Genomic DNA, 24,894 nt, shown 5'->3' on the forward strand with positions numbered 1-24,894 from the left:
TTTGGTCCTGACCAGCAACCCTGGTGCGTTACCCTCGCACCGATGTCACTTTCCCCCGCCCCGCACCCGGTTTCCACGGCTGCACTGACCCGTGAGAACGAGGGCTACCACAAGGACCTGGCACCCCGACAGCTGCAGATGATCGCCCTGGGCGGTGCCATCGGGACCGGGTTGTTCCTCGGTGCCGGCGGCCGGCTCGCCTCGGCCGGACCGGGCCTGTTCGTGGTCTACGCGGTCTGTGGCGCCTTTGCCTTCCTTATCCTGCGCGCGCTCGGCGAGCTGGTGCTGCACCGGCCGTCGCCGGGATCGTTCGTCTCCTACGCGCGCGAATTCTTCGGGGAGAAAACCGCATACGTCGCGGGGTGGCTGTACTTCCTGAACTGGTCGATGACCGGCATCGTCGACACCACCGCGATCGCCAGCTACTTCCACTATTGGCACCTGTTCGAGGTGATCCCACAGTGGACGCTGGCGCTGATCGCCTTGTTGGCGGTGCTGTCGATGAACCTGATCTCGGTGAAGCTCTTCGGCGAGCTGGAATTCTGGGCAGCGCTGATCAAGGTCCTCGCGCTGATGACGTTCCTGGTGGTCGGCACCATCTTTCTGGGCGGCCGCTACCAGGTCGACGGTCAGGAAACCGGCCTGCACCTCTTGACCCAGAACGGCGGATTCCTGCCCACGGGCCTGCTCCCGCTGGTGTTGGTGACCTCCGGAGTGGTGTTCTCCTACGCCGGGGTCGAACTGGTCGGCACCGCAGCCGGCGAAACCCCCAACCCCGAGAAGGTCATGCCGCGGGCGATCAACTCCGTGGTAGCGCGCATCGGGATCTTCTATGTGGGATCGGTAGTGCTGCTGGCACTGCTGCTGCCCTACACCGCGTTCAAGGAGCACCAGAGCCCCTTCGTCACGTTCTTCTCCAAGGTCGGCTTCACCGGCGCGGGCAGCTTGATGAACCTGGTGGTGCTGACCGCCGCGTTCTCCAGCCTCAACGCCGGGCTGTACTCCACCGGTCGGATCCTGCGCTCGATGGCCGTCAACGGCAGCGGCCCGGCGTTCACCGCCAAGATCTCCAAGAACGGGGTGCCCTACGGCGGCATTCTGCTGACCAGTGGCGTCGGGCTGCTGGGCGTCGTGCTCAACGCGCTGCGTCCCGGCCAGGCCTTCGAGATCGTGCTCAACATCGCCGCGGTCGGAGTCATGGCGGCGTGGGCGACGATCGTGGCCTGCCAATTACGGTTGCTCCGGCTGGCCAATGCCGGGGTGCTGAAACGTCCGTCGTTCCGAATGCCGCTGGCCCCCTACAGCGGGTACACGACCTTGCTGTTCCTGGCGGGCGTGCTGGTGCTCATGCTGTTCGATCACCGCAGCGGCCCGTTCGTGTGGGGAGTGCTGCTCATCGGCACACCTGCACTGATCGTCGGTTGGTTCCTGGTGCGCGGGCGGGTGCAGGCCGCCGCAGCGCTCGCCGAAACGACGCCCCCCGAGCAGACCCCGGCCATGGCCGTGCAGCCGGATCCCGACGAGTAGAAGGCCCGAAACCAGATGGCCCGCAACCGTTACGCAGCCAGACCCCCGCTGTATGGAATGGTGCTGGTCTTCTGCGCCATCGCGATCGTCGCCGTCACCGCCTACCTGCACGCCGGCTGGTGGTCGCTGGTGGGTTATGCGCTCGCCGCGGTGACGGCGGTCGCCGGTACGGCGCTGGCCTTCCGCGACTTTTCCTGACCGCAGGCCGCGCACCGGACGTCGCTCCGTAGTACCGCGCGTCACTACAGCCACTGATGTCACTGGATGCGTAGGCTAGTCCGCAACATATGTCAGCGGGGGAATGAGTGCGGGTACCAGACCAGACGAGGCGCCGGACGGCCGGGAAGCTGGCGCTGGCGGCTGCGCTACTACTGGCGGGTTGCAGTAGCACCGTCGACGGCCACCCGACCGCGGTTCCGGGCGGTGGACCACCGGAGCCGTCGTTTCGGCCGCCCCGCACCAGCACCGCACCGCCGACCCCGACGAGCTCGCCGGGCCCCACCAAGTCGGCCACTCCGAACCGGCCGGCCGATGCCATCCCGCTGCCTCCCGACGACAACGGTTACGTCTTCATCGAGACGAAATCCGGCCGGACCCGCTGTCAGATCTCGTCGGCGCAGGTCGACTGCGAGGCCCAGTTCACCAATACCCCGCTCAAGGACGGACAGCACGCCAACGGGGTCAGTATCAGCACCGACGGGTCCGTGAAATGGGTGTTGGGCAACCTGGGTGACATCCCGGTCGTCACCATCGACTACCTCACCTACCAAGCTCAAGGCTGGACGATCAACGCCGACATCAACGGCACGCGGTTCACCAACGACCGCACCGGCCACGGCATGGTCGTCAGCATCGAGAACATCGATACTTTCTGATTTTTCGGCCACGTCGCCTGCTAGTAGTTTCCGATACGATCGGTGAAATGGCGCGCTTCGGATCTTCGGACGGTTCCGGCAAACCCAGCGAGGACCAGACTCGGTCCATGCCCGCCGCCCAGCGCGGCCCACGGCCGCCAGGGCCGCCCGGACCGCCCCCGGCCCCCTTCGGCCCCGCCAACCCGGGACGTAACCCAGGCGATGCCCGTTACCAGCCGGGCAACGCACCCACCCAGTACGCCTCCTACAACGCCTTCGACGAACCGACCGATCCGACGGGCGCCGATTTCGCTGCGCCATCGGCCATCCCCTGGTTTCGCCGCCGATCGGTGCTGATCGCCTGGTTCGGGCTCATCGCGGTGATGATCGCGCTGGTGGTCTGGGGAATCATCCAGCTGACCAGCCACGGACCCGGCGGCGGCACCACCCCGGCGACCAGCTCGTCCAGCACCACCAGCAGCTCGACCAGTAGTACGACCAGCAGCACGACCAGTGCCACGTCCAGTGCGCCCAGCACCACCGCGCCGTCGGCCGCCCCGCCCCGACAGGCCCCGCCGCCGCAGCCTCCGGCACAGCAGGCGCCGCCACCGAGCGAGCCGTCGCACCGTCACCTGCCGCATCTGCCGTCGGTGATCACCATCCCGCCGATCCCCAAGGTTCCCGAGCTGCCGACGGTGATCACACTGCCGCCGCGCCGGTAGTCCACCGGCCCGGTACTCTCGCCGCATGCAACCACCCCGGAAGCCGGCTTGGCTCGGCATTGACGTGGTGGCCGTGTTGATCTTCTGCGCTCTCGGCCGGCGTAGTCACGACGAGGGCATCACCCTCAGCGGCTTGGCGACCACGGCCTGGCCATTTCTGAGCGGCACAGCGCTGGGCTGGCTGTTATCGCGCGCCTGGCGCAATCCCACCGCGCTCTGGCCCACCGGGGTCACGGTCTGGGTATCGACGGTGCTGGTCGGCATGCTGCTGCGCGAAGCGACCTCGGCCGGCGTGGCGAGGAGTTTCATCCTGGTCGCGTCGACGGTGACCGCCGTGTTCCTGCTCGGCTGGCGAGCCGTCTCCGAGCTTGTCGCACGTCGCCGCTCGGACAGCTGACGGGTTTCCGCCAGTGTCGTCGCGGGATTTCGTCAGGCGCGGCCCCTACCCTCGGTTCGTGTGAACCGATCGCCGGACGACCCGAATAACGAGCCGACCCAGATGGCCGGCTCGACTACGGCGGCAACGGTAACTACGGCGAGCCGGCCTATTACAGCGAGTACCGCGAGCCCACGGGACGCCAGCCCGAGTGGACCGAGCCGCCACCACCGACCCCCTGGTATCTGCGACCAGTCGCGCTGGTCGGCCTGGGCGTGGTGACCGCAATCCTGATCGCCCTGTTGGTGTGGGGCATGGTCCGGCTGGTGAACAAGGAACCGAGCCCCACCGCCCCGGCGACCAGTTCGGTGACCTCTACCACCACCGCGCCCGCCGAAGCGCCCGCCGACACGGGCCCGGAACAGGCCCCGTCCGACGCCCCCACCGCCGAAAACCCGCCGCCGGCGACGGAGTCGGAGTCCCCCACTTCCACCACCGAGGCACCGACCACCACGACAACCACCGAACCGCCGACCACCACCACGGTGCCGCCGACCACGTCCGAGGCCCCGACTACGACGGCCCCGAGCACCACGGCTGCCCCCGCCACCCCGACGTCGACGCGACAGCCACCGGCGATCGTCATCCCGCTGCCCGGACTCTGAATTCCGACCGCCTGACCGGGCGCGAAAGCCCGGCCGAACAGTCGCCGGCCGATACAGTTAGGCCAGCCTTTGTCGCGCTGAACGGCCTCGGAGTGGCACTATGAGCGAGCACCGAGCAGGGCTTGAACTGGTGCTGCGCAAGATTGGCGGTAAGTTACCCGTCAGTAACCATAGCTAAGTTACTGACCGGTAACTTGTGGATGGGAGAGGCTCTCCGTGACCGAAAATACCCAGATGCTGATCAGGCTGGTGGTCGGCCTGTCCATGACGGGACTCGTCGGCCTGCTGGCCGCACGCCGGGTGTTCTGGCTCTTCCGACTGGTCATGTCCGGTCAGAAGGTCGGTGCCGAACGGACGAACGACATCAAGTCCCGGATCGAGACCCAGATCCGCGAGGTCGCCGGCCAGGCCAAGCTGCTGAAGTGGAATATCCCCGGGATCGCGCACTTCTTCACCATGTGGGCGTTCTTCGTCCTGATCACGGTCTACATCGAGGCCTACGGTCAGATGTTCAACCCCCACTTCGCCATCCCGCTCGTGGGGCACTGGGACTTCCTGGGCTTCATGCAGGACTTCTTCATCACCGCGGTCACCCTGTCGATCTTCGTGTTCATGGTCATCCGGGTCCTGCGCAACCCGACCGAGCACGGCCGGTCGTCCCGGTTCTACGGCTCGCACAACGGCGGTGCGTGGCTGATCCTGGTGATGATCCTCAACGTGGTCTGGACCTTCCTGCTGCTGCGCGGGGCCGCGGCCAACACCGGCACCCTGCCCTACGGCAAGGGCGCCTACCTGTCGCACCTCATGGGCAAGGTCATGGCGCCGCTGGGGCTCGCCGTCAACGAGAACATCGAGACCGCCGCGTTGCTGCTGCACGTCGCCGTGGCACTGGGCTTCCTGCTGATCGTGCTGAACTCCAAGCACCTGCACATCTTCTTGGCCCCGATCAACGTCACCTTCAAGCGTCTGCCCAACGCCCTGGGCCCGCTGCTGCCGATCGAGTACCAGGGCGAGCCGCTGGACTTCGACAACCCGCCGGAAGACGCGGTGTTCGGTCGCGGCAAGATCGACGACTTCACCTGGAAGGGCATGCTCGACTTCGCCACCTGTACCGAGTGTGGCCGCTGCCAGTCGCAGTGTCCCGCCTGGAACACCGGCAAGCCGCTGAGCCCCAAGTTGCTCATCATGGACCTGCGTGACCACTGGATGGCCAAGGCCCCCTACCTGCTCGGCGACAAGCCGATGCCGACCGGTGAGGTCGACCTGGCCGACGCCCAGCCGCTGCCCGGCCACCACGTGCCGGAGAAGGGCTTCGAGCGTATCGGCGGCTCCGGCCCGGAGCAGGCCGTCCGCCCGCTGGTGGGCACCGCCGAAGAAGGCGGCGTGATCGACCCCGACGTGCTGTGGTCGTGCACCAACTGTGGCGCCTGCGTCGAGCAGTGCCCGGTGGACATCGAGCACATCGACCACATCGTCGACATGCGCCGCTACCAGGTGCTGGTGGAGTCGGAGTTCCCCTCCGAGCTGGGTGTGCTGTTCAAGAACCTGGAGAACAAGGGCAACCCGTGGGGGCAGAACGCCAAGGAGCGCACCTCCTGGATCGACGAGCTCAACTTCGACATCCCGGTCTACGGCCAGGACGTCGACAGCTTCGACGGGTTCGAGTACCTGTTCTGGGTGGGCTGTGCCGGCGCCTATGAGGACCGCGCCAAGAAGACCACCAAGGCGACCGCGGAGCTGCTGGCCGCTGCCGGCGTGAAGTTCCTGGTGCTGGGCACCGGCGAGACCTGTACCGGTGACCCGGCCCGCCGTGCCGGCAACGAGTTCCTGTTCCAGCAGTTGGCCTCGCAGAACGTCGAGATGCTCAACGAGGTGTTCGACGGCCTGGACAAGCCGGACCGCAAGATCATCGCCAGCTGCCCGCACTGCTTCAACACGATCTCTCGCGAATACCCGCAGCTGGGCAGCGAATACACGGTGCTGCACCACACTCAGGTGCTCAACCGGCTGGTCCGCGACAAGCGACTGATTCCGGTCGCTCCGGTGTCGCGGGAGGTCACCTACCACGACCCGTGCTTCCTGGGTCGCCACAACAAGGTCTACGAGCCGCCGCGTGAGCTGGTCGAGGCCTCAGGTGCCAACTTGGTCGAGATGCCGCGTAACCGCGACCGCTCGTTCTGCTGTGGCGCCGGCGGTGCCCGGATGTGGATGGAAGAGCACATCGGCAAGCGGGTGAACCACGACCGCGTGGACGAGGCGCTGGCCACCGGAGCCACCACCATCGCCACCGGCTGCCCGTTCTGCCGGGTGATGGTCAGCGACGGCATCGACGACCGCATCGAGGCGTCCGGCCGTTCCGGTGTGGACGTGCGTGACATCGCCCAGCTGCTGCTGGAGTCCCTCGACATGGACTCGGTGACGTTGCCGGCCAAGGGCACTGCCGCCGAGGCCGCCGCCAAGGCGGGTCCGAAGAAGGTCGAGGAGAAGGCGCCGGCACCTGCTGCGGCTGCTGTGGCCACCGCGACGGTGGAGAAGCCGGCTGCCGAGGCCAAGGCCGCGGCCCCGGTCAAGGGCCTGGGGATGGCCGGCGCCGCCAAGCGCCCGGGCGCCAAGAAGGCGGCCCCGGCCGCAGCCCCCGCGGCCCCCGCGCCCGAGGCCAGCGCCCCCGCACCGGCGGCTGCCGCTGCCCCGGTGAAGGGGCTGGGGATGGCGGGCGGCGCCAAGCGTCCGGGCGCCAAGAAGGCGGCCCCGGCCGCAGCCCCCGCGGCCCCCGCGCCCGAGGCCAGCACCGCCGCTCCCGCGGCGCCCGCTGAGTCGGCCGCACCCGCGGCACCCGCCGCACCGGCTGCGCCGGTCAAGGGCCTGGGCATGGCAGCAGGCGCCCGCAAGCCCGGCGCCAAGAAGGCCGCCCCGGCCGCTCCGGCCGCCGAGCCCGCGCAAGCCGCCCCCGAACCGGCTTCCGCGCCGGTTGCTGACGAGCCCGAGACGGCTCCGGCAGCTCCCGAGGCGGCTCCGGCAGCGGAGGCACCCAAGGAACAGCCGCCGGTGAAGGGCCTGGGAATCCAGCGCGGAGCACGACCGCCTGGCAAACGCTGAGATAACAGGTTGGGGCCGTATGGGTGCACATACGGCCCCAACTTGTTTCTCGGGCAAATTTTGATTGGACAGCTATGGGATTATTGCCAACGTGACCGCTCATTCGTTGCCGCACCAGATGCCCTGGCCTGCCACCGGCAGTCAGCCACGGCAGCGTACGTTCGCGCAGTCGACCAAGCTGCAGGACGTCCTCTACGAGATCCGCGGCCCGATCCACGCCCAGGCCGCCCGGATGGAGGCCGAGGGGCACCGCATCCTCAAGCTCAACATCGGCAACCCGGCGCCATTCGGGTTCGACGCGCCCGACGTGATCATGCGGGACATGATCCAGGCGCTGCCGTATGCGCAGGGCTACTCGGACTCCCAGGGCATCCTGCCGGCGCGGCGCGCGGTGGTCACCCGCTACGAATTGGTGGAAGGCTTCCCCCGCTTCGACGTCGACGATGTCTACCTCGGTAACGGCGTCTCCGAACTGATCTCGCTGGTGTTGCAGGCGCTGTTGGACAACGGCGACCAGGTGCTGATCCCGGCCCCGGACTACCCGCTGTGGACGGCGTCGACCTCGCTGGCCGGTGGCACCCCGGTGCACTATCTGTGCGACGAGACCCAGGGCTGGCAGCCCGACATCGCCGACATGGAATCGAAGATCACCGAACGCACCAAGGCGTTGGTCGTGATCAACCCGAACAACCCGACCGGGGCGGTCTACAGCCGCGAGGTCCTCGGCCAGATCGCCGAGTTGGCCCGTAAGCACCAGCTGCTGCTGCTGGCCGATGAGATCTACGACAAGATCCTCTATGACGACGCCGAGCACACCAGCCTGGCCACCCTGGCGCCAGATCTGTTGTGCTTGACCTTCAATGGCCTGTCGAAGGCCTACCGGGTGGCCGGCTACCGCTCCGGCTGGCTGGCGATCACCGGCCCCAAGGAGCACGCAACCAGCTTCCTGGAGGGCATCAACCTGCTGGCCAACATGCGGCTGTGCCCGAATGTGCCGGCCCAGCACGCCATTCAGGTGGCGTTGGGCGGCCACCAGAGCATCGATGATCTGGTGCTGCCGGGTGGGCGGCTACTCGAACAGCGTGATGTGGCCTGGAGCAAGCTCAACGAGATCCCCGGTGTCTCCTGCGTCAAGCCCCGTGGTGCGCTCTACGCGTTCCCGCGGCTGGACCCGGAGGTCTATCCGATCGACAACGACGAGCAGTTGGTGCTGGACCTGTTGTTGCAGGAGAAGATCCTGGTCACCCAGGGCACCGGGTTCAACTGGCCGGCGCCCGACCACCTGCGCATCGTGACCCTGCCGTGGGCCCGCGACCTGTCCAGCGCCATCGAGCGGCTGGGCAACTTCCTGGTCAGCTACCGCCCCTAGTTTCTTCGGCGCTTGCGCCGAAACTGTAGTTAGCGCGAGAAAGTTCGAGTACCGAACTCGCTAACAACAGGCTCGACGGCACCCGAAGCCCTGCGCGCACACGCCCCGACGGGAATCGCGTGCGAGACGATCCCGATGCCCCATCCGAGGATCGGCCAGACCGGCCAGAAGTACCACGCACCGGCGGTCACCGCGGTCACCAGCCAGATGCCGATCATCAACACGGACACGGCCAGGTAGACGCCCAGGTGAATCTGGACGCCCCGTCGGGCGGCCGCGCTGCGTTGCGCAGAACGGCGGGGGTCTCTCCTGATGATCTGCGCGACAGGCAGATCGGTGAGGAGATCCTCGAGCGCTCCGGCTGTCTGAGCCTCAAACGCCCAGGCCAGTCGTGTCTCGTATTCCTCCATCGACAGGTAGCCCTGGGTGAACGCCTGACCGAGATGGTCGGCGGTGCGGCCCCGCTCCGCGTCACCTACTCGTACAGCAGAATCCGATGGCGTGACGAATCGTGTGGTCATGTGTCGCACCCCTATTGGCCGTTAGGCACCCAGTTGCCGTGAAATCCGGCCGGGACACGGTGCGGCAGGTGGATGCCCGCGATGTCCTCCAGCGTGGCCGCATCCAGGATCGCCAGCTCGCTGGTGTCGGTCGAGCTGTCGTAGACGAAGCCCATCAGAACGCCGTCATCTTCGGCCGCGTCCGCCGTTGCCGGATGGAAGACGAACTCACCCAACTGTTTTCCCTCACCGAATGAACGCGTCGCTGCCGACCCGCCGACCAGGTCGTGTTTGAGCAGCGTCGCGTCGGGGACTACGCCGTTGCCGATACTGACCGCGTAGCCGAACCGGTGCCGCTTGCCGACCAGTCGTTCGTCAACGCGGGGAAACTCCTGACCACGATCGTCAACCCGAGATTCGCGGACCTTGCCGTCGGCCAGGTCGATGGTCCACCGTTCCAGCGTGGGCAGCCCCTCGGCGGGGCCACGCATCTCGGTGTCGAACATCTTCGGATGCCGGACCACATCGAGGACGACGGTGTCACCCTCGTCGTAGGCATTCATCGGATGGAACACGTAGCACGGTTCCACTTCGAACCACCGAACGTCGTCGTTGCCCCCGTCACGTGGCATTACTCCTACCCGCGCAGGGTATTTCGGGTTCCACCGATACGGCATGGTGCGAACACTGCTCTTGGGCATCGGCAACCGGGCCATGATCGGATCCGGAATGCGCACCCGGCCGATCAGAGCCGACATGATCAGCCGCACCGGTAGCCGCAGGCCAGGCGGCGCTGCACCCTCGGCGACCTGGCGGGCGTCGAACGTGACCGGCAGGTCATAGAAGACGACGTGGTTCTCGGTGAGCGAGAAGTCGTGCATCATCGGAGAACCGGTGACTTCGATATCCACGGTGCGCCGCGCCCGACCGTCGGCGCCGATCACCGAGTACTGGACAGTGTTTCCGCGGTTGAACGCGTACGACACGGCATGCAGCTCACCGGTGTCGGGGTCACGTTTGGGGTGCGCGGTGTACCCGCCGGACAACGTGCCGTCGAAGTCGCAGGTGCCGACGGTCTCCAGCTCGTCGGTCAGCTCGTAGCAGGAGATCCCGCCCTCGATCAGCGCAAGGGTCCGCCCGGCGTGGCCGATCACGTTGGTGTTGGCGCCGATCCCGGAAGCCCCGCCGTGCCGGCCGGGGCGCGGCGATTCGCCGAGCGCGGCCGCAGTCTGCGGGCCCCGCACGTACCGGTTGCGGTACCACTCGGCCTTGCCGTCGCGAAGGCGCACGCCGTGGACCATGCCGTCCCCGATGAACCAGTGATAGAACGCGGGATCGATCTCGCCGACCGGGTTGGGCCCGTTACGCAGGTAGCGCCCGTCCAGGTAGTCCGGGATAGTCCCGGTCACCGCCAGCTCGGTGAGGGTGTGCTCCTGTGCGATCGGCGCGAATCCGCCCTGAAGGTAAGGATTGGTCATCGGACACCTCCTGTCCATAACAATGTTATGGACCATGTATAACACTGTTATGGCAGGATGGCAAGGGTGAATTCGAGCCCGCGCGATCGCCTGATCGAGGCCGGTACCCGACTGCTGGACAGCGAGGGCCCCGAGTCTCTGCAGGCCCGCAAGGTCGCCGCCGAGATCGGCGCCTCCACCATGGCGGTCTACACCCACTTCGGCGGGATGAACGGGCTCCTGGAGGCAATCGTCTCCGCCGCGTTCGAGCGTTTCGGCGCCGCGCTGGCGTCCGCACCCAAGACCGACGATCCGATGGCGGACTTCTTCGTCATGGGTTACGCCTACCGGGAGTTCGCGCTAGCCAGCCCGCAACGCTATCGGCTGATGTTCGGGCTCGCCGCACCCCAGAAGTTTCACGTCCCCGAAATACCCGTAGCGACAGCGACCTTCGACCAACTCGTCGCCGCCGTGGATCGTATTGTCACCACCGGCCGGATCCGCGCCGACGACGCCGTTGAACTGGCCGGGCGAATCTGGAGCATGATCCACGGCGTGGTGCTGCTGGAACTTGTCGGCACGTTCGAGCAGGACGGCCGGGCGCTGACTCACATCCTCAGCCCGATGACCATCGACCTGTTCGTCGGGATGGGCGACAGTCGGACAAGCGCCGAGCTGTCACTGCGACGTGCGGCCGACGCCATTCGTCAGTGAGCACCCGTCACCGACGATCCAACAAGCCCATCAGGTAGTCGCCGTAGCCGGACTTGCACAGCGCCGCGGCCCGGGCGGCGAGTGCGGCGTCGTCGATGAAGCCCATCCGCCAGGCCACCTCTTCGGGCACACCGATCTTGAGGCCCTGGCGCCGCTCGACGGTGCGGACGTAATCGCCGGCGTCCAGCAGTGAGTCGAAAGTCCCGGTGTCCAGCCACGCGGTACCGCGGGCCAGGGTCTCGACCGTGAGGTGGCCCTGCTCGAGGTAGGTCTGGTTGATGTCGGTGATCTCGTACTCGCCGCGCGCGGAAGGCTTGAGGCCCCGGGCGATCTCGACGACGTCGTTGTCATAGAAATACAGCCCGGGTATCGCGTAGTGCGACCGGGGCGAGGTCGGCTTCTCCACCACCGACACCGCTGACCCGTTCGCGTCGAACTCGACCACACCGTAGGCCGATGGGTCGGCCATCCAGTACGTGAAAATAACTGCACCGGAAAGGGATTGGTGACGCCGCAGGCTGGTTCCCAAGCCGGCGCCGTAGAAGATGTTGTCCCCCAACACCAGCGCAACAGAGTCGGTGCCGATGTGGTCGGCGCCGATCACGAACGCTCGCGCCAGTCCGTCCGGCTGCTCCTGGACGGCGTAGCTGATGTCGACCCCGAACGCCCTGCCGTCCCCCAGCAGTCGCTGGAAGGCGGGCGCGTCGTGGCCGGTGGTGATCACCTGAATGTCCCGAATTCCCGCCAGCATCAGCGTGCACAGCGGGTAGTAGACCAGCGGCTTGTCGTACACCGGCAGCAGCTGCTTGCTGACGCCCATGGTGATCGGATGCAGGCGGGTGCCGGAGCCACCGGCCAGGATGATCCCGCGCATGCCGCCTAGCCTAACGGCGATCGCAAGCGCGGCGGAGCCGGGCGCAGCGGGTCGACGTCATCAACACAGCGGGCTAATCGACCCGATCTGCTTCGGAGAGGTCCGTGGCGGCCAGGGCGTGGTCCAGGTCGTCGTGGCGGAACACCGCGGTGACGTGATCGCGCACCACCCGGAAGGCGACCGCCTGGGCTGTGCCCGCTCCCACCGGGGTCAGCTCGGCCACCACCACGCCGTCGTGCACGTACATTCGGCCGATTCCGGCGCTCACCTGCGCCGACGCGGCCCACCCGCGCAACGCCTGATGCCCCTGCCCGGCCCCGTTTGCGTCGGCCACCTCGATGTCGTCGCTGGACAGCTGTTCCAGGGTGTCCAGATCACCGGCGGCCAGGGCGTCGTGCCAGGCGAGGACCGTTGCGATCTCCGATGTGCTCATGGTCGCCAAAACTACCGCCCGATCAGAAGGCGGTGTGGTCGACCCAGTTCTGCCACACCGCGGCGTCGCCGAAGATCGCGATGTCGGTATCGGCTATCGGCACCCGGCGCATCACCGCCAAAAACAGGTCGCGCGCCGGACCACGCAGGGCCACCGAGCCTTTGCCGTGCTCATGCGACCAGCTCACCGTGTCGGTACCGCTCGGTCTGCTGATGGTCCACTCCCCGGCCGGCCCGAGGCCGTCATCGGTGGCGTGCAGGTGCACGCTGTGGCCTTCGGCCAGCGGCAACGTCTGCCCATTGCGCGCGATGAGCGTGGGGATCAGGTCCAGCAACTCACCGATCCCGTCGGCGGCCAACTCCGGGGACAGGGCGAAGTCAACGCCGAGCGCCAGCGCGGCGTCGGCGCGGTGCACGGTTGCCTCGTGCAGCCGGCGGCGCACCCACCACGAGGCCGGACGTGGACCCATGAACGTCCACGCCGGCGTCTCCGGCCCAGCGTGGGCCACCGCGTCCAACACACGCTGTGCGCCGTCGTGCAGCCAGTCGAGGGCTGCGTCGGGCTCGGCGGGCGGTTTGCCGTCGACGACGTCACGCGGGTCCAGGGGACCGTCCATTCGATCGGCGACGATTTGTGCGGCCCAACGGTTTCCACGCCCGAAGTGCCGGAACAGTTGGGTGAGGTTCCACTCCGGGCAAGTCGGGATCGCCAACTGCGGATCGCCGGCGCGGATCAGCCCCCCGAACGCGCGCGTCTCATCGAGCAATGCTGCGGCGTAGTCCACGCCGTCAGGCTAGTGGATTCTGTGCCGGCTCAGAAGGGCCAGCCGCCTTTGCCGCCACCGCCACCACCGCCGTGGCCGCCTCCGCCTCCGCCACCGCCGAGGCCCGGGAACCAGGAGCCGCCGCCACCGCCACCGCCGCGCCCACCACCGTTGCCGTTGCCGCCGCCGCCGAGGCCCGGGAACCACGGGTTCCCGCCACCACCGTTGCCGCCGATGCCGGGCAGCCAGGGTGACGGGTTGCCACCCTTTTTTCCGCCGCCATCGTTGTCGGGCAGCCAGGACGGGTTACCACCCTTCTTGCCGCCGCCATCGTTGTCGGGCAGCCAGGACGGGTTACCACCCTTGTTGCCGCCACCGTTGTTGTTGCCCGGCAGCCAGGAAGGGTTGCCGCCGTTGTTGGACGGTGGCCGGAAGATCGGCGGCAGCTCGGGTTGCTGGATCGGAGGCGGTGCGGGGACCGGTGCAGCAGGTGCCGGCGCCTCGACCGGCGCGGGCACATGGATGGGCACCGGAATCGGCACCGGGGCCACCGGCGCGGGAGCCGGGGCCGCTGGGGCGGGAGCCGGAGCCGCCGGTGCTGGCGCAGGAGCAGGCGCGGCCGGCGCCGGCCGAGCTACCGGGACCTCGGTGACGGGCGGGGCCGCCGGTGGCGGCGCGGGGGCAGGTGGGGGCGCCGCCTCGGGGACAGGCGCCGGGGCCGGGGCCTGCTGGGTGGGGACCACGATGTGACCGGCGGGCGGCGGATGATCTGCGGCGGTGGGCCGGATGCTGACCGCCAGCGCCACCACCAGGCTGGAGACCCCGACCACGAAGAACGCCGCCAGCCCGCTGCCGGCCAGCAGGAAGGGGTTGCGTCGCCGAAGAGGTTTGCTGTCCTCGAACAGATCCACACCGGAACTCGGCGGGTAGTCGTCGTCCTCGATGACAGCGCCGTCAAAGCCGTCACCGTCGACCAGGTTCAGATAGCCGCTGTCGGCGGTGTCGTCGCGCACCGCACTGTAGGCCAGCGCATACTCGCCCATGGTGGCGTCATAGTCGGCCTGGTGGGCATAGGCGAGCGCGACCAAGTCCGGGTCGATCACGCCGGTGCCCGGGTCGCGTGCCCACGCCAGTGCCGAAGTCGAGGAGTCGAACAGCGGCGCATGGGCACTGGCCAGCGCCGCGCCGCGCGCCAGCGCGGTCTCGGGCTCCTCGGGCACGCTCACCGGGATGGCACTGACCGCGTCCAGCTCGGGCTTGACCATGCCGACGTTGACTCCGGAACCGACCACGAACAGGCCGTCGGGTCGCGACGACAGGCGGCCGGCCTGGGCGGCCAGACGGGTCAGCGCGCCCACCGCGGCGGCGTCATCGGATGGCAGGGCCACCCGCTGCACCTCGGCTATCGAGCCATCCGAGGAGTCGACGACGGCCAGGGTCGCGCCATCGGGCTCGATGAACATCAGCGCGGTCCGCTCGTAGCCGATCGACCCGCCCACCGTCTGTGCCAGTGCTGCCGCGGCCAAGAACGCCGACACCAGCATCACGTTCTCGACCCGGTGACCGGCCAGCGCATCACGCAGCTGGCCGGCTTGCAGCTGGTTGGCGACGGTCACCCCGGTCGAGGCCAGCCGGTAGCCGCTCTCCCGGGCACTTTCCTGGGTGCCCAGGATGGCCGACACGACCTGGTCGGGGAACGCCTTCTCGTCGGCATCCACCTCGAATCCGTCTTCATCGACGGTCACGCCACCGGCGCGCTCCCCCTCGACGAGGACCATGCGTACCGATGGCGGTGCCATCGAGACCCCCAGAACGATGTCCACCGCACCTCCTCCACTACGGCCGGCGAATTATTAGCCCATCTTACGACTGTTGGATGTGAATCCCCACTCAGAAAGGAAGGCCGGGGATCTTAAACGGGAACCCGCCACCACCGCGGCCGTGACCACCACCGTGGCCACCGCCATGACCGCCACCGCGGCCATGACCACCACCGGGCCCCCAGTCGTCGTCGCCGCCCCAACCGCCCCGGGGCGGGCCGAACAGCGGCGGACCGCCGGGCAGGCCCGGAATCCCCAGGTTGGGAAGCGGTGGCGGCGGGAGCGCCGGAGGCGGTGGAGGCGGTGCCACCGGTGCGGGGGCTGCTGGAGCCGGGGCCTCGGGCACTGGAGCGGGAGCTGGCGCCGGAGCCCGCGGCGGAGCCGGTTCGCCGGCCGGAGCGGGCGGGGCCTGCGGAGGCGCCGGTGCGGGCGTGACGACGGCAGCCGGCGGCGGTGCCTGATGGGTGACGACGTTCGCCCGCACGTCAGGTCGGTGCTGGTTGGCCGCCCGCATCCCGACGGCCAACGCGATCGCCAGCCCCAGCACCCCGATCACGAATATCGCCGCGACCCCGCCGGTGACCAGCATCGGCTTGCGTTCCCGCGGCTGGATGCCGGTACTGAAGTCCAGCATCCGGGAGTCGACGAGTTCGGGATCGTCGGCGAGATCCGGAAGCGCGGCCCCCAGGACCACGCCACTGTCCGGAAGCGCGCTGTAGGCCAGTGGCTCGTTATCGCTGGTGGCGTTGTAGTCCACCTCGTCGTAGTTGACCCCGTCGGGCGCGACGTAGGCGTATCCGGCACCGGCCAGTGCCGGATCCATTTCGCCGGTGCCCGGGTCCTGCGCCCAGGCCACTGCCCGGGTGGAGGACGAGAACAGCGGGGCGTGCGCGCTGGCCAACGCTGCCCCACGGGCCAGCGCCATGTCCGGTTCCTCGGGCACGCTGACCGGCAGCGGAGTGGCCTTGTCCAACTCCGGTTTGATCATCGCCACGTTGACGCCCGAGCCCACCACGAACAGGCCGTCGGGGTTCGACTCCAGCCGTTGCGCACCGGCGGCCAGCTCGGTGATCTCGCCGACCGCACGCTCATCGTCGTTCGACAGCGACTGACGGTGAATCTCGGTGATCGAACCGTCGTCGGAATTGACGACGGCCAGCGTGGCGGCTTCCGGCTCGACGAACAGCAGCGCTGTCCGGGCGTAACGCGTCGCACTGCCCACCGACTGGGCCAGCGCTGCCGCGGCAAGAAACGCCGACACCAGCATCACGTTTTCGACCTTGCGGCCCGCGAGCGCCTCGCGCAGCGCGTTCGCCTCGGCCGGATTGCTCCAGGTCACGCCGGTGGAGCTCAGCTCATAGCCGCCCTCGCGGGCGCCCTCACGGGTGCCCAGAATCGCCGACACCACACGCTCCGGCGCGGTTTGGGCGCCATCCATCACGTCGAAGTCGTCGTGCTCCACGGTGACCCCGTCGGCGTTCTCGCCTTCCACCAACACCATGCGGACCGCCGAGGGTGCCACCGACACCCCAAGAACGATCTCCACGAAACCTCCCCTGTTACTGCTTATCGGCCAGGTATGTGGGCCGAACCCCCACCAGGGCTGGCCGATACCGGCTTCATCGCAGCCGCGGGGCGGCCGTCAGGTCCGAGGGCTAACCGGACTTGATGAAGTTCTGGTACGAGCGGGACGGCGTCGGCCCGCGCTGGCCCTGATATTTCGACCCTACGCGCGTACTGCCGTACGGGTGCTCGGCCGGACTGGTCAATCGCAGCAGGCACAGCTGGCCGATCTTCATACCCGGCCACAGCGTGATCGGCAGATTCGCCACGTTGGACAGCTCCAGCGTGATGTGCCCGGAGAAGCCGGGATCGATGAAACCCGCGGTGGAGTGGGTCAGCAGGCCGAGGCGGCCCAGGCTCGACTTGCCCTCCAGCCGGCCGGCCAGATCCTCCGGCAGGGTGCAGCACTCCAGCGTGGAGCCCAGCACGAACTCCCCGGGATGCAGCACGAACGGTTCGCCGGGTTTGGGTTCGACCAGCGTGGTCAGCTCGTCTTGCTGTTTGGCCGGATCGATGTGGGTGTAGCGGGTGTTGTTGAACACCCGGAACAGGCTGTCGAGGCGGACGTCCACGCTGGACGGCTGTACCAGCTCGTCGTCAAACGGGTCGATGCCCAGCCGGCCAGCAGCGATTTCGGCCCGCAGATCGCGATCGGAGAGCAGCACGGCACGAGCGTATCGCTCGACCCGCGGGCCGGGCCGGATGACCAAGCCCGTGGTGGCCACCGAGTGTGCGGTTTGATTCGGTTTTCGGCGGTTCGGCCAACGATTCCGCACACTCGCGGAGCGGCTGGGCGCCCGGATGCTAGCCTGCTAGCGCACCAGTGCCGATGTAGTTCAATGGCAGAACATCAGCTTCCCAAGCTGAATACGCGGGTTCGATTCCCGTCATCGGCTCCATACATGCAGGTCAGAGGCTTTCGGAAGTTTGCCAGCAAACTTGCATTCGCGAAATCCCGCATTTTCCCCGTAAATTGGGTCAGCCGGTCGGTTTGCTGGCCCATTCTTCCAGCACAGCGCGGGTATCCGGTCCGGCCGTCACCCGCTGAACGTAGTGCCCTTCGGTGGTCGCGAGCTGGGCGTGCGACAGCTGCTGTTGGGCCGCCTCGACACCGAGCCCGTCCCGCACAACGGTGGCCACCGACCGTCGGAAGCTGTGCGGTGTCACCCACTTCAGGTCAGCGTGCGGTGCCAGTGCCTCCCGCAGTGATGATCGGATGTTGGACAGGGACATCAGGCCGCCGTCTCTGTTCTTGAGCACCGTGCCGGTCGGGCCGGTGATCGCGTAGAGGTCGGTGAGCACCTGGGCGCCGAACTTCGGCAGTGTCACCGTGTGCGGCGGCGCATCCCCTTTGCGGCGGTCCTGACGGTGCAGCGGCTTACCGGCCACCCGCCCCGCGTCCTGCACAGTCCCGGAGACGGTGACGGTCGGCGGCACGGCGAGCAAGTCGACCTCATCCCATTCGATCGCCAGCACCTCCCCCGGCCGCACACCCGTCGCCGCGAGCAGCTCCACGAACGCCGGCAGCATCAACCCCCGACGAGGCCCCGGCCCCCGATGCCCGCACCACACCTCGACGGCACGGCGCACCTGTTCCAGCTCCATGCCCGTCAGCGCACGCGCCTTCTTGCGCTCCGGCTTGGCCGTCTTCGTCTCCCGGATCGGGTTGTGCTTCACCACGTCGAACCGGGCCGCCAGGCTGTACATCCCCGACAAGATGATCCTCAAGTAGATCGCCGACGACGACGGCAACGCCTTCAGGTGCGCATCGGCCCGGCTGGTAGTCAGTTCCGCGATCCGTAGGTCACCGCCCCACGGTTCACCGTGCAGCCGCCACGTATCCCGGTAGATGGTCGCGGTCCGCTCCCCGATACGGTCCTCGGCGATCTTGGCCGGAATCCATGCCGCGAACAGTTCTGACAGGGTGGTGGTCCGGTTGATTACGCCCGTGGGTTCCCCGGCTTCGAGTTCGTCGGCGATGCGGCGCTTCAGCTCCCGCCGGGCATCCTCGGCCGACTTTCGCGACGACGCCTCACGCTCACGCAGCTTCCCACTGTGCAGCCGCAAGTAAGTTGAGGCGTAGAAGATTTCCTGCTTCGTTCCGTTCAGTTCGTGCGTGACAACGCGCTCGGCAATCTTGCCGTGCTCGCCTGGCTCCATCCGCTGCCTAGGCATCGCCGGCCGTATCGTCGCCTCTTGGTGTCCGCTGCATTTCGATCGCCTGCTGCCTGATCTCGATTGCGGCTTGCAGTTCCTCGGCGGCCTGACGAAACTCCTCGACTGCCTGGCGTCGCGCCGCGAGCGCTTCCCGCATGTTGTTGTTGGCCTGCTGCTGACCCTCAACCGCCTGGCGATGTTCCTCAATTGCCTCCCGCAGCATGTCGTTCGCTTGCTGCACTTCGGCATCGATGCGTTCCAGACGTTCCAGATCGTGGCCAGTGAACAGGTTGCGCGCCACCTTGGTCGAGGCGTTGACGCCAGGGAGTACGCATACCTGCTGGTCATGGTCTGAGTAGAGCAAGTCGAGCGCTGGAATTTCCAGAGCTGCCGCGATAACGAGTAGCTCGGGGACACTTAGTACGCCGCCCCTGTGTCCAGAATCCAGCTTGGATACCACCGTAGGTGATATTCGGTAGCCGATCTCTTCGGTGCGCGCGCTCAACCATGCGGCGGATTTTCCGCCCGCGCGCGCCCTCTTCATAGCGGAACCGATGCGTTCAACCAGTTCAGCAGCCCATTTGTCGCCGTCGCTGGGATATACCCGCTCCTTCGCCATGCGAAGAAATTATGCCACACGCGCTTGCGTCCGTATAAGTCCGTGTTAATCTGCGCAAGACGAGGAAATTCTTCGCCTTACGAATGAGGAGGGGTCGTGGCGCCCGAGCTACAGGAGCAGGTCGACCGGTTCAACAGCCGGTTGTGGACAGTCGAGGCCGTCATGCAGCGGCTGTCGATCGGCCGGAGCATGGTCTTCGATCTGATACGCAGCGGGGAGCTGCGGTCGGTGAAAGTCGGGCGACGGCGGTTGGTCTCCGAGACGGCCATCAACGACTACATCGACCGCGTCGACCAAACCGGTGGTGATGCGGCCTGATGCGCGTCTACCCGCAGGAATCGCACCCCGACCTCGGTATCTGGGACGAGGCGGACAAGACGGAAGACCTCCGTACGAAAAATGCCCCCGGTCGGTGCGCCAACACCGCCGAGGGCTCGCAGAAACCCCCACTCATCCAAGAACAGGAGTCCTGAACACCATGAAAGCACACCATCAGCCGATCCCGTACCTGTTGGTCGATCCGATCAACGTTGACCGGCCCGTCGCCTACCTCCGCAACGGCATCGTCACGCTGAACTTCTGCGGCCGCACCCTTCACCTGGCCGACTCCGAGGCTGTCGCCTTTGCCAACCACCTGCTGGCCCTAGTCAACGGGGTGGTGGGCCCGATGAGCACCTACACCGTCCCCCAGCCGCCCGGTGCCGATCCGGGGCACACCGACGAGTTCGAGACCGATGACACCACCGGGATCACCAGTAGGTGCGTTTGGTCGCCGACCTTCGAGTTGCCCGCCCCTCTGCCTGACCTTGGTATCCGGGTAGGCGCAGTCCAGCTCGATGACGGAACCCTGGTCATTGAGGGGCCGGAAGCGCCGCGCATCTTCGCTGACAGCGGCAACTACAGTGCCGCGGACGCACGGGCCTTGGCCGGGGCACTGCTGGCGGCAGCTGATCTCACCGACCAGTGGGTGGTGCAGTGATGACCGCCGACTCTCTGACGACAACGATGCGGGCTACGGCAGAGTCGACTCTCACCAACAGTTGGCCCTGCGCCCCCTGGTGCCTTGAAGGCGACGGCCACCCGCAGGAATCTCACCGCGAAGACCAGTGGTGCCAGGGGCAGCTCTACACAGTCGGGTGCAGTCTCGAAGAGGCCGCCCCGGCAGCCCACAAGGAACTCGACATCGGCGCCGATCCGCATATCAGCGCATACGCGTGTGGGCGCTACTACCGGCTGCCATACGTCGCGCTGCACGTTTACCGGGAGAGCAGCCGCCCGTTCTGGAGCGTCGATACGGAGTTCAAGCTGACGCCAGCCGAAGCAGTCGTCATGGCCAAGCACCTGTTGACGGTCGCCGCCGAGATCCAGGGCGGCCTCTGATGTCCAACAAGGCGCAGATCATCACGGAGGGCGGCATCGGGCTTCGGCCCGGTGTCCCCACCGACCTCGTGCCGTGGCGGATCGCGGTGCAGTGTCGCTGCTGCAATCGGTGGCTGACCGACCCTCAGAGTGTCCGCGCTGGCATCGGACCCTCGTGTGCGGTGCGGGAGGCCGGATGACGAGCAGCCGCCAGGTGTCCTGGTCGGAAGTCAACCGGTTCATCACCGAGGTAATCAAGGCCGCCAACTGCGGGCCACTGCCGCTGGCCGGCTCCCCGGAATGGCGCGCCATGCCCGACGACAGCATAGAGAAGCTGATTGCCCTCGCTGACGCTGGCCAGCACGCCGTCCTGCAATGGGACATCACCCAAACCGCCGCTGCCGACGCATCCAAAGCCATTGCCGCATCGGAGAACTGGCACGCCGTATCCCGGTGCATCCGGGCCGGACGCGGCCCTGCATACATCCCCAGGAGGGCATCTTGACTGACGACGAATTCTGGTCAGCCACCGACCAACTCAACCTGATTCACCAATGGGCACGGGCACGATACGTAGCACCGATGGCCTTGCTACTCACGGTGCTGCTACGGGTGGATTTGTCCACCAGCCACCGCGTGATGTTGCCCGGCCCGCCAGCCCCAGCATCGCTGAACATGGGCATCGTTCTCGTCGGCCGGTCAGGTTCCGGCAAGGGGGTCACTGACAAGTTGGCTCGCACTGTCTGGCCCCGCGACGACATTCACGAAGAAGGACTCGGTTCAGGGCAGGGCATCCACGACCTCTTCAAGGAAACGAAAGATCCCGAGGACCGGATCACCCGCGCCCTGATCACCGTCTCAGAGATTGACCACCTGACCGCCCTCAATGCCGGGCAGGGCAACAACACCAGGGCGGCATTCAAAGCGGCGCTGACAGGTGACAGGCTCGGCAGCAAGGGTGCATCCACTGCTACGACGCGCTCAGTCCCGGCTGACAGCTACCGGCTGGGCCTGTCCATCAGCGCACAGTTCGGCCACTGCGGGGTCCTTCTCGACGACGTATCGGGCGGCACGCCACAACGACTGGTGTGGGGATCGGTCACCGACCCTTCCATCCCGGACATCCCCGGTCCGGAACCTGACCGGGTGCTGGCCACGAATCTGCCGGGGTGGGCGCTGGCGGACAAGCCGGTGCTGATCCAGTACGGCACCCCGCAGATTGCTGAGTACGTCGCAGCGGGACTGTTGGCCAATCAGCGCGGAGAAGTTGACGCCCTCGATGGCCACCGAACCTTGACCCGACTCAAGGTCGCAGCGGCGCTCGCAATTCTCGATCACCGGTCGGTCATCTCCGAACTGGACTGGCAACTGTCCGAGGTCGTCATGGCCAAGTCCGACGCCACCCGAAACGCAGTGATCGACTATGACCGCCAGGCAGCCCGAGCCAAGCTTCGCGATCGCGCGATCAGTCGTGCAGTAGGCGAAGAGGTCATAGACGGCCGACGCCTCGACGTCGTGAAGCGCCGGGTGCTCAAGGTGTTGACCAACGGCCGCACCGCGCGGCGGGATCTGATGTCCAGGATGGGCAAACGCGAATACCGAGAACTGCTCGACTCGGCTATCGCCGAGTTAGCTGCCGACGGCCAGGTGTCAGCTGTCGCGGCCCCACAGGGCGGCACGCACTACGAGCTGGCCCAGGAGTTCACCGCTGAACCGCAGTTCAGCACCCAAAATGCCAGTTCAGAGGCGCTGACCCCGGAGTTCACCGCTGAACCCTCAGCTACCGTCACGGATCTCGATTCTCGCAGGTCGCCGGAATCTAGCCAGGCGAAGCTGTCCTGCCCGGACTGGCTCGCCCAGTACATCGACGACCTCCGCGCCGCCGGCGAAACCGAAGTCACATCGTTTGCTGTGCACGCTGCCGGACGTGCCAACGGCTACGGGGCGCCGAACGTATCCACCTACATCCAGCGCAGCCCCGAACTGAGCTTCGTGCGCCGCATCGGCCAGTCCACCGTCTATGCCATCGCTCCCGCAGAGGCCACTTCATGACCGCCACCCGGACAGCCAGGCGATTCTTTTGGGCGTGGCTTATCGCCTCGGCGGCAGTGTCGACGACGGGCGTCGTGACGCACGCCGCGCTCGGCAACGCGCGCTCCCCGGTGATCGCATCCGCTCTGGCTGCCACAGTCGTGTGCATCCAGGTATGCGCCACTTTTGGAGTGCACATGCTGGTGCAGGCCCGGATCGCCGGAGCCGCATACCGCACCGCGGTGGCCGCCGCGGTGGTGCTCGCCATCGGTGCGTTCACGCTCAACTACGTCGCCTTGCGCGACTTGGTGATCGGTTGGGCGGGCATCGCCCCCGGCATAGCGTGGATAGCGCCCCTGATCATTGATCTGGGCATGACCGCCAGCATGGTCGCGCTCCTGGCGCTTAGCCAACCCGCACCGCAGGCGCACACCGCCGAGCATCACACGGACACGCCACCCTCGGTGCATGTCGCAGTGCACAACACGGTAAGCAACGCACTGCACTCTGCCGAACCGACCGCGCACGACGGTGCACATCTGGACGCCGCGCACCGCCTCGTCGCGACTGGCCTTGTGCGCATCGGAGTCGAACGCGTCGCGCAGGTGCTCGAAGCCCACGCCTCCGGCACCGCGCCCAGCACGATCGCCCGCCGCCTCAATGTCGGCTTCTCAACCGTGCGACGCGTCATCGACTACCAGCACCAGGCCGTCTCGTGACCGCCGGCCATGTCGTACTCGCCGCCTATCGGGACACGGGCGCATGGGATGTCCCCTGCCCCCACTGCGGCGCCCAGCCTGGCAACCCCTGCACCAAAGCCACCGGTCGGGTGAGCAAGGTGCCGTGCGTCAGCCGAATCGCCAACGCAGACATCCCAATGCCTGAAGCCGGGAAAAACACGCCCCTGACCCCCGTCGATTTCGGCGAGCCCCGACACCCCAGGGAGGCATCATGACCACCCCCGTCTCAAGGGGTCACGTTTCACACGCGAACCTTCCAGACGCTGACGCCACCATCACCGTGCTCGGCGCAATCTTGTCCGGCGTACCACGTCTGACCGGAGCCGCCTGCCGGAACCACACGACGGTGTTCTTCGCCGCCGAGAATGAGCTGCGCGACGGGATTGAAGCAGCCATACGCATCTGCGCACGCTGCCCTGCCCTCGCCGAATGCCGTACATGGGTCGAGGCACAACCGTCCCGCCGCCGACCGACCGGAGTCACCGCAGGATTACTCCACCCCAGCCCAGTAAGCACTTCTAGTTCTGTGGGACCAGAAGTTAATTCCGTCGGCGCGTTTACGGCCACGAAGGAGGCATCGTGAGCAATCCCAGCAGGATTGTCGTGCGCTATGCCATGGACGGCGAGGATCTTTACATCGACCCCGCTGGGCTGAGCTTGCTCTTCGGGGTGCCGCAGTCCTCCCTCGCTGTCGGCGCGGAACATCCCCCCGAACTCTGGCGCCAAGCCTGCCGCCGCATCAAAGAGGCCGAAGCACACGGGTCAGGCCATGGCCTTGGCCCGGTCCTGGCGTACTACGCCGACCTTGAGCGTGATGGCGCTGAGCTGGTCTTGGTTGAACTGCCGTGACAGGTGACAGTTGGTCTGACCGAATCGCCCGACACGTCGGCCCAGATGGCTCAGTGACCGTGCCGCCACGGATCGCGGCGTGGCTGGAAGCGAAAGCGGGACTGACCGCTGACCGCCGAATCGGGCTGCGCGTCACCGACCCGCCGGCCTACGAGATTCTTGCGGCCTTGCACCTTGCCGCCCTACATCACCGTTCCGGTACCGGAACAGAAACCGCAGGGCGGCAACGCAACCCGCAAGACTCAGATGTATGGATCACGACCGCTCAAGCAGCCCAACTGTTGGGCTGCACCGACCGCGCCGTCCGCAAATGGTGCCGCGACGGCCGGATATCCGCCACCCGCTGCGGTGGCCGGTGGTTGATCCGCCCGCAGCACCTCAACATCACACAAGCCACCTGAACAGG

At 67.1% G+C, this 24,894-nt stretch carries 29 protein-coding genes and 1 tRNA gene; 19 read left to right on the forward strand and 11 right to left on the reverse strand.

Annotated features, from left to right (window positions below; genetic code table 11):
• Nucleotides 1-42 precede the first annotated feature (42 nt).
• The 5 genes from ACJH5R_RS14755 to ACJH5R_RS14775 all read left to right on the forward strand — a co-directional run bounded on the left by ACJH5R_RS14755 (nt 43) and on the right by ACJH5R_RS14775 (nt 3,500).
• Entirely contained in the window at nt 43-1,527 is a 1,485-nt protein-coding gene (locus ACJH5R_RS14755) for an amino acid permease (RefSeq protein ID WP_406759837.1), read from the forward strand.
• Between the two features lie 15 nt (nt 1,528-1,542).
• Nucleotides 1,543-1,725, forward strand: coding sequence for a hypothetical protein (locus ACJH5R_RS14760; protein ID WP_406759838.1), 183 nt, complete (start codon nt 1,543-1,545; stop codon nt 1,723-1,725).
• A 107-nt stretch (nt 1,726-1,832) separates the two neighbouring features.
• A complete protein-coding gene (locus ACJH5R_RS14765) occupies nt 1,833-2,402 on the forward strand; it encodes a hypothetical protein (protein ID WP_406782255.1) in 570 nt (189 codons plus the stop codon).
• Nucleotides 2,403-2,449: 47 nt separating this feature from the next.
• The gene (locus tag ACJH5R_RS14770) at nt 2,450-3,103 is read left to right on the forward strand and encodes a hypothetical protein (protein ID WP_406782256.1); all 654 of its coding nucleotides are present in this window, start codon (nt 2,450-2,452) and stop codon (nt 3,101-3,103) included.
• A 25-nt stretch (nt 3,104-3,128) separates the two neighbouring features.
• Entirely contained in the window at nt 3,129-3,500 is a 372-nt protein-coding gene (locus ACJH5R_RS14775) for a DUF3054 domain-containing protein (protein ID WP_406782257.1), read from the forward strand.
• Between the two features lie 151 nt (nt 3,501-3,651).
• On the opposite strand, the gene ACJH5R_RS14780 is transcribed toward ACJH5R_RS14775, so the two are convergent.
• A complete protein-coding gene (locus tag ACJH5R_RS14780; RefSeq protein ID WP_406782258.1) occupies nt 3,652-4,125 on the reverse strand; it encodes a hypothetical protein in 474 nt (157 codons plus the stop codon).
• Between the two features lie 253 nt (nt 4,126-4,378).
• Between ACJH5R_RS14780 and ACJH5R_RS14785 the strand changes: the two genes are divergently transcribed.
• Together ACJH5R_RS14785 and ACJH5R_RS14790 are read left to right on the forward strand one after the other, a co-directional pair.
• Nucleotides 4,379-7,240 (forward strand): (Fe-S)-binding protein, encoded by a 2,862-nt coding sequence (locus tag ACJH5R_RS14785; RefSeq protein ID WP_406759883.1) that lies wholly within the window; start codon nt 4,379-4,381, stop codon nt 7,238-7,240.
• Nucleotides 7,241-7,358: 118 nt separating this feature from the next.
• Nucleotides 7,359-8,609 carry a pyridoxal phosphate-dependent aminotransferase gene (locus ACJH5R_RS14790; protein WP_406759884.1) on the forward strand — a complete coding sequence of 417 codons (1,251 nt, stop codon included), beginning with the start codon at nt 7,359-7,361 and terminating at the stop codon, nt 8,607-8,609.
• A 29-nt stretch (nt 8,610-8,638) separates the two neighbouring features.
• On the opposite strand, the gene ACJH5R_RS14795 is transcribed toward ACJH5R_RS14790, so the two are convergent.
• Nucleotides 8,639-9,130: a DUF1707 domain-containing protein gene (locus tag ACJH5R_RS14795; protein ID WP_406759843.1), complete on the reverse strand. Its 492-nt coding sequence runs from the start codon at nt 9,128-9,130 to the stop codon at nt 8,639-8,641.
• Nucleotides 9,131-9,141: 11 nt separating this feature from the next.
• Nucleotides 9,142-10,587 carry a carotenoid oxygenase family protein gene (locus ACJH5R_RS14800; RefSeq protein ID WP_406782259.1) on the reverse strand — a complete coding sequence of 482 codons (1,446 nt, stop codon included), beginning with the start codon at nt 10,585-10,587 and terminating at the stop codon, nt 9,142-9,144.
• Between the two features lie 66 nt (nt 10,588-10,653).
• On the opposite strand from ACJH5R_RS14800, the gene ACJH5R_RS14805 reads away from it, so the two are divergent.
• Complete coding sequence (locus ACJH5R_RS14805; RefSeq protein WP_406759845.1) at nt 10,654-11,280, forward strand: TetR/AcrR family transcriptional regulator; 627 nt, start codon at nt 10,654-10,656, stop codon at nt 11,278-11,280.
• Nucleotides 11,281-11,287: 7 nt separating this feature from the next.
• On the opposite strand, the gene rfbA is transcribed toward ACJH5R_RS14805, so the two are convergent.
• The 6 genes from rfbA to dcd form a co-directional block, all read right to left on the reverse strand.
• The gene (rfbA, locus tag ACJH5R_RS14810; protein WP_406782260.1) at nt 11,288-12,154 is read right to left on the reverse strand and encodes a glucose-1-phosphate thymidylyltransferase RfbA; all 867 of its coding nucleotides are present in this window, start codon (nt 12,152-12,154) and stop codon (nt 11,288-11,290) included.
• A gap of 73 nt (nt 12,155-12,227) precedes the next feature.
• A complete protein-coding gene (locus ACJH5R_RS14815; protein WP_406759847.1) occupies nt 12,228-12,587 on the reverse strand; it encodes a nuclear transport factor 2 family protein in 360 nt (119 codons plus the stop codon).
• A gap of 22 nt (nt 12,588-12,609) precedes the next feature.
• Nucleotides 12,610-13,371, reverse strand: a complete 762-nt coding sequence (locus tag ACJH5R_RS14820; RefSeq protein WP_406759848.1) for a maleylpyruvate isomerase family mycothiol-dependent enzyme — start codon at nt 13,369-13,371, stop codon at nt 12,610-12,612.
• A gap of 29 nt (nt 13,372-13,400) precedes the next feature.
• Nucleotides 13,401-15,128: a hypothetical protein gene (locus ACJH5R_RS14825; protein WP_406759885.1), complete on the reverse strand. Its 1,728-nt coding sequence runs from the start codon at nt 15,126-15,128 to the stop codon at nt 13,401-13,403.
• Between the two features lie 112 nt (nt 15,129-15,240).
• Nucleotides 15,241-16,716 carry a hypothetical protein gene (locus ACJH5R_RS14830; protein ID WP_406759849.1) on the reverse strand — a complete coding sequence of 492 codons (1,476 nt, stop codon included), beginning with the start codon at nt 16,714-16,716 and terminating at the stop codon, nt 15,241-15,243.
• A 109-nt stretch (nt 16,717-16,825) separates the two neighbouring features.
• Nucleotides 16,826-17,398 (reverse strand): dCTP deaminase, encoded by a 573-nt coding sequence (dcd, locus tag ACJH5R_RS14835; protein WP_406759850.1) that lies wholly within the window; start codon nt 17,396-17,398, stop codon nt 16,826-16,828.
• A gap of 160 nt (nt 17,399-17,558) precedes the next feature.
• Here dcd and ACJH5R_RS14840 point away from each other — a divergent pair.
• Nucleotides 17,559-17,632 (forward strand) — tRNA-Gly (locus tag ACJH5R_RS14840).
• 79 nt (nt 17,633-17,711) lie between these two features.
• Here ACJH5R_RS14840 and ACJH5R_RS14845 read toward each other — a convergent pair.
• Together ACJH5R_RS14845 and ACJH5R_RS14850 are read right to left on the reverse strand one after the other, a co-directional pair.
• Nucleotides 17,712-18,908: a tyrosine-type recombinase/integrase gene (locus ACJH5R_RS14845; protein ID WP_406782261.1), complete on the reverse strand. Its 1,197-nt coding sequence runs from the start codon at nt 18,906-18,908 to the stop codon at nt 17,712-17,714.
• Nucleotides 18,901-19,509 carry a hypothetical protein gene (locus tag ACJH5R_RS14850; RefSeq protein ID WP_406782262.1) on the reverse strand — a complete coding sequence of 203 codons (609 nt, stop codon included), beginning with the start codon at nt 19,507-19,509 and terminating at the stop codon, nt 18,901-18,903. The genes ACJH5R_RS14845 and ACJH5R_RS14850 overlap by 8 nt, the downstream gene beginning before the upstream one ends.
• 96 nt (nt 19,510-19,605) lie before the next feature.
• On the opposite strand from ACJH5R_RS14850, the gene ACJH5R_RS14855 reads away from it, so the two are divergent.
• The 10 genes from ACJH5R_RS14855 to ACJH5R_RS14900 all read left to right on the forward strand — a co-directional run bounded on the left by ACJH5R_RS14855 (nt 19,606) and on the right by ACJH5R_RS14900 (nt 24,889).
• The gene (locus tag ACJH5R_RS14855; RefSeq protein ID WP_406782263.1) at nt 19,606-19,827 is read left to right on the forward strand and encodes a helix-turn-helix domain-containing protein; all 222 of its coding nucleotides are present in this window, start codon (nt 19,606-19,608) and stop codon (nt 19,825-19,827) included.
• Nucleotides 19,828-19,987: 160 nt separating this feature from the next.
• Complete coding sequence (locus ACJH5R_RS14860; protein ID WP_406782264.1) at nt 19,988-20,488, forward strand: hypothetical protein; 501 nt, start codon at nt 19,988-19,990, stop codon at nt 20,486-20,488.
• Nucleotides 20,488-20,889: a DUF6907 domain-containing protein gene (locus ACJH5R_RS14865; protein WP_406782265.1), complete on the forward strand. Its 402-nt coding sequence runs from the start codon at nt 20,488-20,490 to the stop codon at nt 20,887-20,889. The genes ACJH5R_RS14860 and ACJH5R_RS14865 overlap by 1 nt, the downstream gene beginning before the upstream one ends.
• Complete coding sequence (locus ACJH5R_RS14870; RefSeq protein ID WP_406782266.1) at nt 20,889-21,068, forward strand: DUF6011 domain-containing protein; 180 nt, start codon at nt 20,889-20,891, stop codon at nt 21,066-21,068. Before ACJH5R_RS14865 ends, ACJH5R_RS14870 begins: the two co-directional genes overlap by 1 nt.
• Nucleotides 21,065-21,373 carry a DUF2742 domain-containing protein gene (locus ACJH5R_RS14875; protein WP_406782267.1) on the forward strand — a complete coding sequence of 103 codons (309 nt, stop codon included), beginning with the start codon at nt 21,065-21,067 and terminating at the stop codon, nt 21,371-21,373. Before ACJH5R_RS14870 ends, ACJH5R_RS14875 begins: the two co-directional genes overlap by 4 nt.
• Nucleotides 21,370-22,920, forward strand: coding sequence for a hypothetical protein (locus tag ACJH5R_RS14880; protein ID WP_406782268.1), 1,551 nt, complete (start codon nt 21,370-21,372; stop codon nt 22,918-22,920). The genes ACJH5R_RS14875 and ACJH5R_RS14880 overlap by 4 nt, the downstream gene beginning before the upstream one ends.
• On the forward strand, nt 22,917-23,618 hold the full coding sequence (locus tag ACJH5R_RS14885; protein ID WP_406782269.1) for a hypothetical protein: 702 nt from the start codon (nt 22,917-22,919) through the stop codon (nt 23,616-23,618). Before ACJH5R_RS14880 ends, ACJH5R_RS14885 begins: the two co-directional genes overlap by 4 nt.
• A gap of 232 nt (nt 23,619-23,850) precedes the next feature.
• Nucleotides 23,851-24,222 carry a WhiB family transcriptional regulator gene (locus tag ACJH5R_RS14890; RefSeq protein ID WP_406782270.1) on the forward strand — a complete coding sequence of 124 codons (372 nt, stop codon included), beginning with the start codon at nt 23,851-23,853 and terminating at the stop codon, nt 24,220-24,222.
• Complete coding sequence (locus ACJH5R_RS14895) at nt 24,219-24,488, forward strand: hypothetical protein (protein WP_406782271.1); 270 nt, start codon at nt 24,219-24,221, stop codon at nt 24,486-24,488. The genes ACJH5R_RS14890 and ACJH5R_RS14895 overlap by 4 nt, the downstream gene beginning before the upstream one ends.
• Nucleotides 24,489-24,541: 53 nt before the next feature.
• A complete protein-coding gene (locus ACJH5R_RS14900) occupies nt 24,542-24,889 on the forward strand; it encodes a helix-turn-helix domain-containing protein (protein ID WP_406782272.1) in 348 nt (115 codons plus the stop codon).
• The last annotated feature ends 5 nt before the right edge of the window (nt 24,890-24,894 follow it).

Source organism: Mycobacterium sp. SMC-19 (assembly GCF_045310815.1).
Classification (GTDB): domain Bacteria; phylum Actinomycetota; class Actinomycetes; order Mycobacteriales; family Mycobacteriaceae; genus Mycobacterium.

Coding starts and splice junctions, on each gene's coding strand:
- ACJH5R_RS14775 (WP_406782257.1), top strand. CDS start 3,129: ATGCAACCACCCCGGAAGCCGGCTTGGCTCGGCATTGACGTGGTGGCC.
- ACJH5R_RS14780 (WP_406782258.1), bottom strand. CDS start 4,125: ATGACGATCGCCGGTGGCTGTCGCGTCGACGTCGGGGTGGCGGGGGCA.
- ACJH5R_RS14825 (WP_406759885.1), bottom strand. CDS start 15,128: ATGGTCCTCGTCGAGGGGGAGCGCGCCGGTGGCGTGACCGTCGATGAA.
- ACJH5R_RS14795 (WP_406759843.1), bottom strand. CDS start 9,130: ATGACCACACGATTCGTCACGCCATCGGATTCTGCTGTACGAGTAGGT.
- ACJH5R_RS14885 (WP_406782269.1), top strand. CDS start 22,917: ATGACCGCCACCCGGACAGCCAGGCGATTCTTTTGGGCGTGGCTTATC.
- ACJH5R_RS14790 (WP_406759884.1), top strand. CDS start 7,359: ATGCCCTGGCCTGCCACCGGCAGTCAGCCACGGCAGCGTACGTTCGCG.
- ACJH5R_RS14755 (WP_406759837.1), top strand. CDS start 43: ATGTCACTTTCCCCCGCCCCGCACCCGGTTTCCACGGCTGCACTGACC.
- rfbA (WP_406782260.1), bottom strand. CDS start 12,154: ATGCGCGGGATCATCCTGGCCGGTGGCTCCGGCACCCGCCTGCATCCG.
- ACJH5R_RS14800 (WP_406782259.1), bottom strand. CDS start 10,587: ATGACCAATCCTTACCTTCAGGGCGGATTCGCGCCGATCGCACAGGAG.
- ACJH5R_RS14860 (WP_406782264.1), top strand. CDS start 19,988: ATGAAAGCACACCATCAGCCGATCCCGTACCTGTTGGTCGATCCGATC.
- ACJH5R_RS14785 (WP_406759883.1), top strand. CDS start 4,379: ATGCTGATCAGGCTGGTGGTCGGCCTGTCCATGACGGGACTCGTCGGC.
- ACJH5R_RS14845 (WP_406782261.1), bottom strand. CDS start 18,908: ATGCCTAGGCAGCGGATGGAGCCAGGCGAGCACGGCAAGATTGCCGAG.
- ACJH5R_RS14870 (WP_406782266.1), top strand. CDS start 20,889: ATGTCCAACAAGGCGCAGATCATCACGGAGGGCGGCATCGGGCTTCGG.
- ACJH5R_RS14770 (WP_406782256.1), top strand. CDS start 2,450: ATGGCGCGCTTCGGATCTTCGGACGGTTCCGGCAAACCCAGCGAGGAC.
- ACJH5R_RS14815 (WP_406759847.1), bottom strand. CDS start 12,587: ATGAGCACATCGGAGATCGCAACGGTCCTCGCCTGGCACGACGCCCTG.
- ACJH5R_RS14890 (WP_406782270.1), top strand. CDS start 23,851: ATGACCACCCCCGTCTCAAGGGGTCACGTTTCACACGCGAACCTTCCA.
- ACJH5R_RS14875 (WP_406782267.1), top strand. CDS start 21,065: ATGACGAGCAGCCGCCAGGTGTCCTGGTCGGAAGTCAACCGGTTCATC.
- ACJH5R_RS14760 (WP_406759838.1), top strand. CDS start 1,543: ATGGCCCGCAACCGTTACGCAGCCAGACCCCCGCTGTATGGAATGGTG.
- ACJH5R_RS14865 (WP_406782265.1), top strand. CDS start 20,488: ATGACCGCCGACTCTCTGACGACAACGATGCGGGCTACGGCAGAGTCG.
- ACJH5R_RS14850 (WP_406782262.1), bottom strand. CDS start 19,509: ATGGCGAAGGAGCGGGTATATCCCAGCGACGGCGACAAATGGGCTGCT.